This window comes from Porphyromonas sp. COT-108 OH1349 (assembly GCF_000768755.1).
In the GTDB taxonomy this organism is placed as follows: domain Bacteria; phylum Bacteroidota; class Bacteroidia; order Bacteroidales; family Porphyromonadaceae; genus Porphyromonas_A; species Porphyromonas_A canoris.
The window spans coordinates 424,731-438,814 of sequence record NZ_JRAH01000013.1; the positions used below are offsets into that span (position 1 = coordinate 424,731).

Annotated in this window: 8 protein-coding genes and 1 pseudogene; 4 read left to right on the top strand and 5 right to left on the bottom strand. The window is 45.1% G+C overall.

Features of this window, described 5'->3' with window-relative positions:
• Nucleotides 1–779 precede the first annotated feature (779 nt).
• From JT26_RS03715 to JT26_RS03730, 4 genes are read left to right on the top strand one after another with little or no spacing between them, the layout of a single operon-like run.
• Entirely contained in the window at nt 780–3,233 is a 2,454-nt protein-coding gene (locus JT26_RS03715) for a TonB-dependent receptor (protein ID WP_152566974.1), read from the top strand.
• 42 nt (nt 3,234–3,275) lie between these two features.
• Complete coding sequence (locus JT26_RS10130) at nt 3,276–4,427, top strand: DNA/RNA non-specific endonuclease (RefSeq protein ID WP_052110334.1); 1,152 nt, start codon at nt 3,276–3,278, stop codon at nt 4,425–4,427.
• A 16-nt stretch (nt 4,428–4,443) separates the two neighbouring features.
• Nucleotides 4,444–5,940 (top strand): lipopolysaccharide biosynthesis protein, encoded by a 1,497-nt coding sequence (locus tag JT26_RS03725; RefSeq protein ID WP_036846194.1) that lies wholly within the window; start codon nt 4,444–4,446, stop codon nt 5,938–5,940.
• On the top strand, nt 5,937–6,803 hold the full coding sequence (locus JT26_RS03730) for a hypothetical protein (RefSeq protein ID WP_036846197.1): 867 nt from the start codon (nt 5,937–5,939) through the stop codon (nt 6,801–6,803). The genes JT26_RS03725 and JT26_RS03730 overlap by 4 nt, the downstream gene beginning before the upstream one ends.
• Before the next feature lie 21 nt (nt 6,804–6,824).
• Here JT26_RS03730 and JT26_RS03735 read toward each other — a convergent pair whose 3' ends face one another.
• The 5 genes and pseudogenes from JT26_RS03735 to JT26_RS10975 all read right to left on the bottom strand — a co-directional run bounded on the left by JT26_RS03735 (nt 6,825) and on the right by JT26_RS10975 (nt 13,932).
• Nucleotides 6,825–7,499, bottom strand: coding sequence for a response regulator transcription factor (locus tag JT26_RS03735; RefSeq protein WP_036788902.1), 675 nt, complete (start codon nt 7,497–7,499; stop codon nt 6,825–6,827).
• Between the two features lie 366 nt (nt 7,500–7,865).
• A complete protein-coding gene (locus JT26_RS03740; RefSeq protein WP_036846200.1) occupies nt 7,866–8,204 on the bottom strand; it encodes a DUF2149 domain-containing protein in 339 nt (112 codons plus the stop codon).
• Nucleotides 8,201–8,794, bottom strand: coding sequence for a MotA/TolQ/ExbB proton channel family protein (locus tag JT26_RS03745; protein ID WP_036788908.1), 594 nt, complete (start codon nt 8,792–8,794; stop codon nt 8,201–8,203). The genes JT26_RS03740 and JT26_RS03745 overlap by 4 nt, the downstream gene beginning before the upstream one ends.
• 28 nt (nt 8,795–8,822) lie before the next feature.
• Nucleotides 8,823–9,533: a hypothetical protein gene (locus JT26_RS03750; RefSeq protein ID WP_036846202.1), complete on the bottom strand. Its 711-nt coding sequence runs from the start codon at nt 9,531–9,533 to the stop codon at nt 8,823–8,825.
• A gap of 15 nt (nt 9,534–9,548) precedes the next feature.
• Nucleotides 9,549–13,932: pseudogene (locus JT26_RS10975) on the bottom strand (cobaltochelatase subunit CobN).
• Nucleotides 13,933–14,084: the final 152 nt, after the last annotated feature.

Here is a 14,084-nt window from a genome sequence, read left to right on the forward strand (position 1 = left end):
TTGTTTTCAGCAGGTCAGGTGGCAAACATGAGGCTTTTGAATGGCTGAATTGTGATGGAAACAGAGTAGAGTATTTTGAGCATAATATCCACCCGTTCGACCCTCTATTTTTTAGGGCGCAAGGTGGGAGCTTTTATATAAAAACAGATACCTGAAAATTCCCTCGAAAAGGTCGTTCCAAAATCCGATTTTTGAACTCAAGAGAAAAAACGGATTTATAAATATCATGTTTTCAGTTTGATACGGAAAATCTCAAATTCAGAAAAATTTTTTCTTCAGTCCGTTTGATGGGGCTTTTTCGCGTTAATTGGTGTAAATTTTAATACTCATACTTGTGAATAAATCCTAATGCAATTTTGTGGTGAAAAACAGCAAAAAAGAGGAGAAAACAGCTAATATTCTAATAGTCAATTAAGTAGGCAAAAATTCTAAACACGTTAATCGAATCCGGTAAACGTGTTCAATGAAATCGGTAAACGTGTTTACTGAAAAATTAAACACGTTAAGCCGAAAGAATATGCTCGTTTAGTGTTTTTGATGAACAGAGTTCGGAATTTGTGTTAATAAACCGGGGCTGATTTAACAGTTTGGTCATGCTCTGAAAACGACTCCTCCGATCAAAATAGAGAGCGAGAAAAAAGTGAGCATTTTTCGGTATGGAATATATAAAAACGGCTCTCTCATTCCAATCGGATACCGCATGATTTTGTCTTGCATATCTATGCCAAAATAGCGTTCTTTGTATCATGATAAAGGTCTGATGACCTCCGAATCTTAAGATGAACAGATATACAAAACATATTATTGCTTTTTTCGCTCTGTTTTCTTGCCTGCAACCGCTGGAGGCACAAGAGGTTGAAAACAGAGTAGAGACACCGAAAGAGAGAAGCGTATTGGGCTTCAATAGTCCGCTTTCCATGATGGAGATTCCATCTTTACTCTCTGCTTCTTCCGACTCTTTTGTTCTTGGATCTTCGCGCATCATGAAGGCTTTTTCTTTTCAGCCCAGACAGTATGGCGATGCAAACCATTCTCTCCTGTTCAATGGAGTAGTGATAAATGATACTCAAGACGGTATGCAACCATGGTATCTATGGACCGGGCTGAATGATGCTACAGGAAACGAGCGGACGGCATGGGGATTATCTCCTGCCCATGATACTATGGGTGGCATAGGTGGAAGCAAACACGTTACCGCGAAAGCATTCTCTTTGAAAAAATCGAGACACATCGGATACTCTTTTAGTAATGAGCTGTACAATCATCGTATTATCGGACACTATTCCACCGGAAAGCTTAAAAATGGATGGTCATTGGCTCTTACGGCAAGTGTGAGAGCCGGTAAGGAAGGCTATGTTGCAGGTACTCACTATCTCGGAGAGAGTTTTTTGCTTGCTCTTTCCAAGCAGCTGAATCCGCAGCATACTCTTTCGCTTACTGCTTTTGCCGCTCCTGTGGAGCGAGGTCTTACCTCCGAAACTTCGGGTATGGCTTATGATGCTTTTGGCAGTCACTATTACAATAGAGGTGTGGGTAGGGATGGAGGTAAGCTCCGAAATGCTCATGTGCTTAAAAGATTCGAGCCGGTGGCAACGCTTACTCACGATTGGAAAATCTCTCCAATGTCTACCCTATCTACAACTCTTTGGTATCGAGATGGGGGGAGTTCCGTTTCGGAGTTGAAGTGGAGAGGGGACAATCCTTATCCCGACTATTATCGTCTGTTTCCTCCATTTACTTCTACGGCACCGGGGCAGCACGATATGTTCATAAATTTTGACAAGATGCGGCATCGCAATCTTAATCCTTCAGGTGATACTCCGACCGATGATAACGGAAATCCCGTTGCTGTCGGAAACAGATCAGAGTATATTGTAGCCGGGAAAAACAGGAGACGAAGAGAACTTGTCTTCACCTCTCTTCTGAATACGTCTCTGTCCAATACCGTGAGATTGGACGGTGGTATTTCGGTCTCAGGCAATAGCAGCAGGTATTATAACCGGGTGCTGGATCTGTTGGGAGGTGATTACTGGCACGATGTGGATAGCCACTTGAACGGGAAAGATGCTTTTAGCGATTTGGATAACCCCTACACAGTTGTCCGAAAAGGGGATAAGTTCGGTTACTTCTATGCCACACGTCGTATGAGAAGCTCGCTTTGGGGACAGCTTCGCCACTCTTCCCGAAGATGGGAGAGCTTTATAGGAGCAGAGATAGGAGGTGATTACCTTGTTAGAGAAGGGTTTATGAGAAATGGTGCACACGCCTCGGAGAGTAAAGGCAAGTCAGCTGCCATCAATCACTTAACCTATAAGGTGAAAGGGGGAGCGCAGTACAAGATCAATGGAAGACACTATCTCTCCGCACATCTCTATACTTCTCGTAACGCGCCTCATACGGATATAGCTTTTCTTCTTCCCGAAAATAGCAACAGACTTACTCCAGGGCTGAATGCCGAAAAGAGTTTCTCCGGAGAGCTTTCTTATCTTCTTCGTAACGCGTTTGTAAAGGCACGTCTGACAGGATATATGACTCGTATTTGGGATAAAGGCGATAGGATCTCTTTCTATAACGATATCCGAAACACCATGGATCACTATCTCCTATCGGGTGTGGGAGAGCAGTACATCGGGGTAGAAGCCGGAGTGGAACTCAAGATCTCTCCTACCGTCAGGGCTATCTTGGTTGGAGCCGTTTCGGATAACAGCCATATCGGCAGTGCAATGCTCTCGCATTATTCCAATAACTCGAACCAAGGGACAGATGGTGAGGTCGTGAAGTGGAATGGGACGAAGATAGCCGGAGCACCGATGGAGATGGCATCGGTAACCCTCTCTTATAACTCGCCTTACCAATGGTATGCGGAAATCACTGCCAACTATGCCGGAAGGGCTTATGTCAAGATCAATCCGACCCTTCATACGGAGAGACTGCAAAAGGCATCAGGATTTCGATCCGAATATACTCGTCAAGAAGAGTTGGGACGACACTTCACACTCGATGCCAGAGTAGGAGGATCTTGGAAAGTGGCAAAGCGATACACACTCTCTCTTAATGTGAGTGCATCCAACGTGCTCAATAATACAGATATTAAGGTACAGGGATGGGATCAGATGCAGAACAGATGGAACAAACCGAAAGGAGGAGATGCCTCTCTTCTGACACCGGTAGAAAAACGCTATATGTATATGTATGGCATGACCTATTTTCTCAATGCCTCTTGGCGTTGGTAGTAACAGATAGTTTGGATTATTATAAAAAGACAGTCGAATGCTATGAAAAAGACATCAATAACTCTCGTATTGGTTTTCTCTCTGCTCTCTCTTCTTGCAGGATGTAAAGGGCAGCAGATCAATCAGGAAAAGCCCAAAGAAGATAAGGCGTATATAGAAAACGTAACGGAACAACCGCTTTCCGAGCAGGGGGCACAGCTCATCCTGCGGATCGAGAGTAGCAAAAAGTGGAAAATTGAGTGGCAGAAAGGAACAGGAGCATGGGTGGAAACCGACCAGAATCTTGAGGGACAAGGAGACAAGGCGATCACTCTTTTTGTACAGCCTAATCCCTCTTTTGAGGAGCGTACAGGCGAATTGACTGTATTTTTCCCCACTACTACCATTACGGTAACATTCCGTCAGAAGCCGTCACTGCTACCTGATAACCCTATTACTCCTCCCGATAAGAGGATGGAGATACCCCTGCTTTCCAATGATAAGAACCATAAGTTTATAGACTACAAAGTCTCTTTGGGAGGCACAACAATAGTGAACTACTCCCAAGAGTACGACCTTAAAGAGAAGCATAACAGGTGGGTGGCTTTCAGATTTGATGCCATAACCTCTCAAAGAAAAGTAGGCAGAACAGATGCGTGGAGCTGCGATCCGAATCTGCCCGACAATGTATGTATCGGCGGAACATTCCCTTCCGGAACAGACAGGGGACACCTTGTGGCATCGAGCGATAGGAGCTTCTCAAGAGAAGCTAATATGCAGACGTTCTACTATTCCAACATCAGTCCGCAGAAGAGTTCCTTTAATCAGGGTATCTGGCAAAAGCTTGAGGAAAGGGTCTTGCAGTGGGGACGGGATAGAAACTCTTGCGATACGCTCTATGTTGTAAAGGGTGGGACAATATATAATGGAGATATTTGGGGACACATAAGCCCTAAGAACAACAGTGCTCTTTCCGTTCCTATTCCGAAGTACTACTTCATGGCTCTTTTGAAGGTTAAGGATGGGAAGCACTACTCCATAGGTTTTATAATAGAACATAAGGATATTCCGACTTCCGATAAACTCGGTCTCTATACCATAACGATAAAAGAGTTGGAACAGCGTACCGGGTACAACTTCTTCCATGTCTTGCCTGATGAGAAAGAGAAGGATGTAGAGAGCAAGATAGATATTGCTTTCTGGCAAGGTATATAAGTAGATTTCCTTTCTGATGGGAGTCATACTCAAACAGAGTCTGAGAGGTACGGTCGTAACTTACCTGGGAGCTTTTATAGGCTTCTTGACGACCTTCTTCATCACGGTAACCTATCTTACGGCAGAAGAGATAGGTCTTACTCGCGTACTGTTTGAGGCTGCACTGCTGTTGAGTACGTTTGCCATACTCGGAGTACACACATCTTCCATAAGATACTATCCCTATTTCAGGCAAGAGGACGGACAGGAAAGGGGCTTCTTATCTCTTATGTTGCTCTTTCCGCTACTGGGAGTGGTACTCTTCGGACTTCTTTATATTTTACTGGAAGTTCCCATATCTTCATATTTTTCCAAGAACTCCTCTCTATTCGTGCAGTACTATTATATGGTACTGCCGTTGATGCTTTTTCTGCTGTATCAGAATCTGTTGGAGGTTTATTCGTCCATCAAACAGAAGATTGTAGTACCTCGCTTTCATAAAGAGGTAACCCAACGCTTATTATTGATAGGTGTTTACGTTGGATATGCCACATTCAATTTAACTCTTGACGCTTTCATCTGGATTTTTGTAGGGAGCTACGGATTGGTGGCACTATTGCAGTTCGGATATGTTTTAAGGCTTTCGCCTTATGCCTTAAAGGAGAGGATCAAGTTTCCCAAAGAGCAGAAGAGAGATTTTCTAAACTACACGCTTCTGGTGGTATTGTCTGCGCTGGGAGGAAGCATCGTCAGCCGCTTGGACATATTTATGGTATCCGCAAAGATGGGACTAAACTATGCCGGGATATATACGATAGCTTTCTTCATCGTGGCTATAATAGAGATTCCCTCTCGTTCGCTTCTTGCCATAACTGCTCCGATAGCTTCGGAGGCATTGAAGAATAAGGACACCCTTAAGCTGCAAGCTCTCTACAAAAAGGTTGCGTTGTATCAGCTGTTTGTGGGAGGATTTATATTTCTGCTTATTTGGGTAAACATAGACTTCATTTTTACCATTATACCCAACTCGCAAATATATTCCCAAGGCAAGTGGGTTGTCTTTTATCTCGGTTTATCGAAGCTTGTGGAGATAACATTCAACTTCGGCAACTCCGTCATCAGATACTCTCGCTACTACTACTATACCATACTTATCACATTTCTGCTCACGATACTCACGATCTTGACAAACAACTATTTTATCCCTCTTTTAGGGATGACGGGAGCATCGATAGCCACACTTATCACTTGTTTTATCAGCTACACGATATCTCAGTTTATTATAAAGATAAAGCTCGGCGTATCTCCTTTCAGTGGCAGATTTGCCCTCCTGTTTGTCATAATAGGCATTCTGCTCGTGTCGCATTCGTTATGGAAGATGGAGGCGATCGGAGGGAATATCTGGTTTGATGCCATCATCAAAAGCTTTATTTTTGTTGCCGTACCCGTTGCAATGGTGCTTCGACTGAAAATACTGCCGGAGCTGTCTCAGTACATATCGAATCTCTATAAAAACTTTAGGAAAAGAGTATGACACAAGAAACCGAAGAACAAGGAGTTGTTACCCTGATACCGTTTGGGAACATTGCGAACAGACTTTTGGCAGTAAGCTCTGCCATCTCTTACTTTTCCAGCATAGAGAAGCCGGTGGAGATTGTTTGGTTTAAGACACCGGAGCTGTGTTCGGAGTTTGAACGTCTGTTTCATCCCGATATCAGCTTTGATGAGAAATATGTATCCGTGAGGAATGCTACGATCAAAGACCACATCTTCAGAGACATCCCCAATGGTCGCAACTTTTTTCTTTCCAAGCTTCACGCGTTATGGGCGTACGATCACTGCATCAACTCCGACCACTATGCGTCAAACGAGGAGCTGAGAAAAGAGATTGTTACGACCCTTTCTTCCGGAAAAAATATAGACATCTGGCTGGCACTGAACAGAGCATTCTACATAACGCCCCGAATGTTCGACAATCTCATGCCTTCGGTCGAGGTAGTCAGTGCGGTGCGTTCGATCTGTTCGGGGTGGACGGAGAACGTCGTAGGCGTTCACATCCTGAGAGGAGACGAGCAGTACTCGTGGCGGCAAGATCCCATAGACCTTTATATAAGGCGTATGCAGAAGCTGATAGAGACAGACCCGTCCGTGAAGTTTTTCCTGTCGGCGGACAATTATGAGGATCGGGACAGGATCGCGACAATCTTCGGGTCGAGAGTCTTCACGCCCAAGCTGCAGAAAGACCCGGATACGGTAGAGGGAGTGATACAAGCCATGGCGGAGATTTTGGCTCTGTCCAAGACCAAGTATATACTTGGGGGAAAAGACAATCCCTACTGCACTGCCGCTACGCTTATAGGGGAGAAGCCTTTGGAGCAGATCTCCATTTACTTGTAGGCAGACCTCCTTTCATGTCGGCTACTCCATGACCATTTTGTAACCGATGCCGTAGACGGACTTTATCTTTATGTTTGCGTTCGAATCTTGCAGCTTCTTTCGCAAGTTTTTTATCTGTGTGTAGATAAAGTCGAAGTTGTCCACCTGATCTATATTATCCCCCCAGACAGCTTCTGCGAGAAGCTCTTTTCGTACGAGGCGATCCACTCTGTTGGCAAAGTAGAGCAGGATGTCGTACTCTTTTCTGTTGAGTTCAAGCCGGTTATCGGATACGGTTACGGAGAATTTATCCGGGAAAATCTCCACGTTCCCAAGGGAGATGGAGAGATCTCCGCTCTGATTTCTGCGGATGACGCTGCGGAGTCTGGCAGACAATTCTATCAGATGAAAAGGTTTGGAAAGGTAGTCATCGGCTCCGAGCTCCAGCCCCTTGACTTTATCTTCGACGGCATCCCGTGCGGAGATTATAATGATGCGTTCCTGTCTTTTTGCCTGTTTCATCTCCTCCAGCAGGGTAAGCCCGCTACCGTCCGGCAGCATAAGGTCGAGGAGCACCCCGTCATAAGAGTAGAGACCTATCTTCTCCCTTGCTTCAGAGAGTGTTTTTGCTATTTCCACGATGTATCTTTCTTTCGTGAGAGTCTCTGCGATAAGTTCTTGAAGTTGGGGTTCATCTTCCACGATAAGTATTTTCATTGTTTCTCTATACGGCTTAGTTGTTGTGTTTTTAGGTAAAGCGGTTAAATATCCGAGCCGAAATTTAGGGAATTTCTTTGAGAACAGCGAATTTACGGAAAAATATTTCTGCATATACGGAAAAATATTTCTGCATATACGGAAAAATATTTCTGCATATACGGAAAAATATTTCTGCATATACGGAAAAATATTTCTGCATATACAGAAAATTCTTTCCTTGCGGAAAGAATTTTTTTTCTTTTCCGTCTCCATCTTTGTCGGAGGCGGAGGTGCAAAAAAAGTCTTGGCCGCCACTTATGATTTTTCATAAATGACAGCCAAGACTCGGACCGGATATGTCGGTGGAGGAGTGGTGCGGATTTGCTACTCCGGCACGTAGATCACTTCTCCGTTTTCGAGCTCGTAAGCCACTCCCACGCGGCGTCCTTTGGAGCCGGAAGCATCGGTCTGCTCGTTGGATGGGGTGTATCGCTCTATTTTGTTGCCTTTCTTGGTGATGATCTCCATGTCTTCTTTGCCGGGGTTCTTCACTACGGTAAACTCCTCTTGGGTGAAGACTTCGGTCATGTTCATGTGCATCACCATCGCCACCATGAGTGCCACGGCAAAGACCATCGCAACGTCGAAGAGATTGACTACGACGCTTAGCGGATCGGAATCGTCCTCTTTATCAAACAGAGGTATGCGTCTTCTGCTTTTCATCGGTTGTCTGTGAGTATTCTGGAGATGTATTCAAGCTGATTGACCTCTTTGGCGTACCAGCGGCTCTTGATCTGCTGGGTGAGGAGACCCACGATGCTGATGACCAACCCCACGACGGTGGTGGCAAAGACTACCTGCATGTTGTATGCCATGCCCGACACGTCGCCGGTGGAAAGCCCTACGAGCGCCGGGCTCATGGCGATGAGCGTCCCGATGAGTCCGAGTATGGGACCCATCTTTGCGAGGATCTTCGAGATGGCGAGGTCTTTCTGTGCTTCGTTTTCAAAGCCGGAGATGAGAAAGTCCGAGTAGGCTTCGTTTGCCGGATGGGTGAGCAGGTCGCGGAGGTACTGCACGAAAAGCGAGTTGTCCTTGCGCGGAAGGCTCTCCTTGATCTCTTCGATGGTCTCTCTTGTGGCAGCCTTTATCTTTTGGTTCAGTGCCTTGTCGTTTGCCCTCTTGATCATGAACTGGTTGTAGAAGCTGCCCAACAGAAGCAGGGAGCGTCCGAAAAGAATGAGAAGCATGATGATGTCCGGGATGAGCAGACTGTTGGCTACGAAAAAAAGTAGTTTTGAGATTGTTTCCATTATGAGTTGTGATGATATGATGCGGATGTTAAGAGTATTGCTCTCGTTTGCGGCGAGCGCGGTCTTTGATGATCCATTTCCATTTGTGCACCCCTATGCCTAGAATGATCACCGCCACAATCACCATCAGTGCGTACACGATAGTGACGGAGGAGCCTGTGATCACTTCCGGTGCGGCATACACCACTTGCGAACTTCCTGTGGTGATGAGCCCCAGAACGCAGACGAAAAGCGCGGACAGAAGCTGCACCTCAAGACGGATGCTCTTCTCCGGCAAGAACGCCCTGAGCAGGTAGCTGAACAGGGAAAGGCCTACGACCACCGCGGCTATCATGCCGTAAGTGATGCCGTCGAAGGAGACACCAGGGAAGGCGTAAAATGTCTGCGCCAAAAGGTAGTAGAGGGCAGGGAAGAGCATCAGGGTAGGGTACCAGTAGAGGAGCTTTACCCAGACTTTCTTGTTGTCATGGTATTTCTGATGAAACGCCGTGAAAACAAAGGCGAGACAGAGTGCGGACTCTATCGTGATGAGAACGGAAATGTCCGCAAGTATCGCGCTGTTCTGCATGAGTGCCTGAAACTCTACCTTGGAGCTCTGAGTGGCATACGGCGATGCGATGAGCAGAAATAGCCCGTAAACGAGCGTAAACAACACCACTTGCCAAAGCTTCCAAAAGGAAAGCTTGACAAGTGTGTTGATGAATATGAATAGTATGAGGATCTGAATGAGAATGTCCATCTCTTTCTCCTGCTGTTAAGCTGTTTTTGTTCTTCTTTTCCGAAGCACAAAGATAAGGATAATGAATAGAACGACTACAACCGCGGCGATGATGATGCCGGTCTTCATGCTGCTGTCGTTGTCAGACTCCATCACTTCCGAGCTCTCTTTCTGCAAGCGGATGCCGTCTTTCGCTTCCACTTTGGTATCGGAAGAAGACTGCAGCATGGTGTTCAAGCTCTTCTTGTAGGCTGCGGCGTCTTGTTCCGGGAGCTTTTGTGAAATGAAGTCTTGGAGCTTCTTGTTTCCGGCAGAGAAGCCGAAGCCGGAAGAGCCAAACTCTGTTACCATCTCTTTGTGAACCTCCACGAGAGTCTTGATCTGCTCTTCGCTTGCCGCCCACATGCCTTTGCGGTGTGTCTCAAGCATAATGGCTGATATCTCTTGCAGGGCTGCAGGATTGGAGGTGCGGAAAAACTCTCTTGTTCCCAAGTTTTGAGTATCGGCTATATACATATTATATAGTTCGTCCCAGAGCTCTTTGTCTATCACGTTGGGCTTTGCAACGTTCCAGCCGAATGTGTTTGTGAAGATTTCAACAAGTCCCCCGGCAGCAGAAGAGCCGCTTTTCATGATCTCTTTGACGTAAACCGGATTGAGCACAGTGGTTCTGGCTTCAACTCCGATAGCTTCTTTAAGATCCTGCATTCGGGTACGGTTTCGATTTCTGTAATCGGCAAAGAACGCATCAGGGTCTTTACCTGTAACGTTTCGAATGGCAAGGTTCATACCTCCCATGAATTCATACACGTGGTCGAGGCTCAATGCTCCCCATGTGTTGCTTTGACGAGGTTGTACGATGACGTCCGTGTTGTGAAGAACACTTCGAAGAAGTCCGGCTTGGAATGCTCCCCACTCCTTGCTGTCGCTGTATATTGCTCCCATGTTGTTGATATACACATCGGCAATCTCTTTCTCGGATTCCCACTTGTCGCTGCTTGTAATCATACCCTGTATATTGGTACCATACATGCCATTGACACCACCGAACACTCTCTTTGTGGAAAGTTCACGAGCGGCTTTGGGAGAAAGACCATTTTCAACCAGCTGTCTTTCTATCTCCACTGTGGAGCTCTTTACCTGGTTTTCATATTCGCCTTCATCTTCTGCATTTGCTGCCATTTCCACAGCTCTGCTGAGTAGCATCAGACGAGAAGCAGCCAGATCGCGGAACTGCCCGGATGTTTGAACAACAATGTCTATACGAGGACGTCCGAGATCTTTTGCAGGGATAAGACGAAGATCCGAAACTCTTCCAAATGTATCCCTTATAGGTTCCACTCCAAGCATATAAAGGGCTTGACCAATGGTTGTACCTTCACTTTCTATGAACTCACTGCTCCAGAAAGTATAGCTGACCTTTCTTGGATATTCTCCGTGCTGCTTCTTATACTGTTCCAGTGTTGAGTTTACCAAAGCAACTGCACGGTCCCATGCAACTTCTGATGGAGTGTTCTCTGCATTGATAGAGTAGAGGTTGCGTCCGGTAGGAACGGCATTAGGGTTCGCCACGGCATCCCCTCCGGAAGATGGTGCAATATAACCACCATTGAAAGCGTTGATAATACCACTTAGTTCTGCTTCCGGACTCTCCAATAAAGCACTTCTATATCGTAGAATATTGGTTATTGTGCGCTCTATTTCAAGTATTGCACGAGCACGATCTCTTGCCTCTTTTGTAGGGGCCTCTGCTTTCATACCCATAGCCGCGTGTGGATGCTCTACCGGTTTCTCAGCATTTGCAGCATGAGGATGCTCACCTTTCGCCATTTTTGCGTGTGGATGTTCTGCAGGCTTCTCAGCATTTGCAGCATGAGGATGCCCATCTTTTGCCATTTTTGCGTGTTTTTGCGTGTGGATGCTCTGCCGGTTTCTCAGCATTTGCTGCATGAGGATGTCCACTTTTCTCCATTTTTGCGTGTGGATGCTCTCCTGAAGGGGCGTCCTTGGGTTTGCCCATATTACCGGAAGAGTTTCCTCCTCCCATCATCATAGGTCTTGCCGGCTTCAATATCTGTTTTGACTGTTCAATTTCATCAACACTTATCTTAGCTACGGATGCAACAAGTGTATTATCTACCGCCTTGCCTGCTAAGATTTGGCGAACAAGAGTTTTGGCAGGTTCCAAGTAGCGTTGTGTGAACAAAGGTCTATTGTTGAGTTCTTTTTCTGTTACTCTTCCACTCATCCTATCGAGATTTGCAACGCTGTAAGCGATAGGATCGGCACTCATTGCAAGCACTGTCGATGAGATTTTTTCAGCTTCATAAGGAATGCCTGTGGTATAGAGCATACCATTCATTTTCTCATTGGCAATTTCTTCTGCAAAGTTATCTATCCGTTCTATCTCTTCTTCCGTATAAGGCTTTGTTGCTATACTATCAAGGCGAAGATCTCTGTGAATTCCCATTTCCATGGCAATCTTCTTTACTGCAATAGAAGCCTGTTCCTGCTTTTCAGGATCTGCTTTGTAGTAGTCTCTGATCCTGTTTTGCAACTTAGAAAAGAGTCCGCGCGTCTGGCTCTCCATGAAAGCTGGAGTTAAATAAGATATTGTAGTGGCGTAAGATCTTCTCTTTGCCATCATGCTTTCTCCGATATTTCCTATTGTATAATAGTAGTAGTGTGGTACTGAACCCACAAGTCTGTCCGGCCAGTCTTGGTGACTCAATGCAACTTGCTTTTGAGGAGTAAATTCCAAACTGCCATGAGTTCCGAAGTGCATCATTAAATCCGCCTTGAACTCATGTTGTGTCCATAGATAGGAAGCTATATAGGTATGAGGAGGAGCCATTTTTGCTCCGTGAACTATTGCAAACTCATCATCCCCTAATCCTGCCATAGGTTGAGGTAGAAGCACCACATTTCCGAACTCTATTCTGGATACGGCAATGTGTGGAACACCATCTTTCATCGTGCTCATATACGAACCGGGAGCCTCTCCATAAGTGGATACAACATCAGTGTATCTTTCCGGAGTAAGACTTTTTGCTACCCAACTTTCGTAGTCTGCCTTGCTTACAAGAGCAGGGTTGCCTTCTTTCATGAAAGTATCAAAAGCTCCCTCCGCATAGGTACTTAGTATTGCCCCTTGCTTCATGATGATCTTTTCAAACTCTTTTACGCTTTCCGGGAGGTTTTCCACCTTATAGCCTTCTGCTTTCATCCTTTTAAGGACATTATAGATTGCTGGAATTGTTTCAAGTCCTTGAGCTGCAAGAGATGCTTGCCCTGGACCTTTGAAGAAGTAGATGGCGACCTTTTTATCCGCATTCCTCTTTTGTTGAAGAGTGATGACATTGGAAACGATTTCGGTGAAGGTCTTTAGGCGTTCGGGCATGGCTTTGAATAGGTAGAGACCGCTTGGATCTTTTTCCTGAGCGATAAGAGAATAGGGGTAGATAGCACCATCCAGCTCCGGCATTACGAGGCTTTGCCCCATAAATCCTCCAAACATTCCCATAGGATCAGCCTCCCATTTCTCTCTCAGCTGCATTATTGAAAGAGGAGCAAAAAGCGGAATATTGCGCTTTTTCAACCAATCTACTGTTACCTCTCCATTACCCATCATTATGCGTCCGTGAGGGAAATATATCACGGCATCGGGTTGAATAGAGTCAAGATAAGCTACTCGCTTGTCCATATCGCAAGCAATAGGATAAACCATGTAGCCTGCGTTTTCAAAAGAAGAAATAATGCTGTTAAGGTGCTCTCTATTTCCACTGAACGGATCATGAATACCGGGTAGAATTGCTATTCTTCCTGCTTTTTCATTGAACTTGTTTTGTGATTTGAGATAGCTTTCATAGGTTTCCTTACTTGCAAAGAACTTATCATCTACGGAAGTAAAGAAAACGTTAGACTGATTCTCTACCACAGGTTGAGGCTCTTTTACAAATAGCACTTTTTTGTCTATCTCCTTCCGGATGTAGCGAGCCATATTTTGGTAGTTTAGCTTATTTCCGCTTCCGAGATACCCTGATATGGCTTTAATATGAATGCTATCGAGATTGCAAATATCATTTTGAGGATTTGTGACTGATGACATATATATAGGTGTACCCTTATCAGCCAATTTTTGTATGGTTGCTCTTTCTGCTTCTGAAATCTTAAGACCCATAGCAAAGCCGAGTACGAAGTCAAACTTACTGAGACGATCAACTTCTTCTGCATCAACGGCTTCAAACTTGATCATAGGATCTTGATTGGACAAAGCTATTCCCGCAACCTGAAATTGAGGGAAGTTATACAGAGCTATTTTTGTTGGAGCAGCAAGTTTGAACCAAGCTACTCCTAAAGAGACCACAACTAAGAGGCATATAAGAGCCCAAAGTCCCCATTTTTTAGAGCTACGCTTCATAATAATTTAGAATGTTGAATTAAAGTTTTTGAACGAGCAAAGGTATCTTTTCTCCATATCAATCTCAATACCTATATATAGTGATTTGTTGAATAAATATACCTCCTGATTACTGACCATTATTTACTTCTGATATTGTGTTACAGACTGAA

Bases quoted from the DNA above. Each gene is read 5' to 3' on its own strand.
- JT26_RS03715 (WP_152566974.1), top strand. From the start codon at position 780: ATGAACAGATATACAAAACATATTATTGCTTTTTTCGCTCTGTTTTCT.
- JT26_RS03745 (WP_036788908.1), bottom strand. From the start codon at position 8,794: ATGGAAACAATCTCAAAACTACTTTTTTTCGTAGCCAACAGTCTGCTC.
- JT26_RS03735 (WP_036788902.1), bottom strand. From the start codon at position 7,499: ATGAAAATACTTATCGTGGAAGATGAACCCCAACTTCAAGAACTTATC.
- JT26_RS03730 (WP_036846197.1), top strand. From the start codon at position 5,937: ATGACACAAGAAACCGAAGAACAAGGAGTTGTTACCCTGATACCGTTT.
- JT26_RS10130 (WP_052110334.1), top strand. From the start codon at position 3,276: ATGAAAAAGACATCAATAACTCTCGTATTGGTTTTCTCTCTGCTCTCT.
- JT26_RS03740 (WP_036846200.1), bottom strand. From the start codon at position 8,204: ATGAAAAGCAGAAGACGCATACCTCTGTTTGATAAAGAGGACGATTCC.
- JT26_RS03725 (WP_036846194.1), top strand. From the start codon at position 4,444: ATGGGAGTCATACTCAAACAGAGTCTGAGAGGTACGGTCGTAACTTAC.
- JT26_RS03750 (WP_036846202.1), bottom strand. From the start codon at position 9,533: ATGGACATTCTCATTCAGATCCTCATACTATTCATATTCATCAACACA.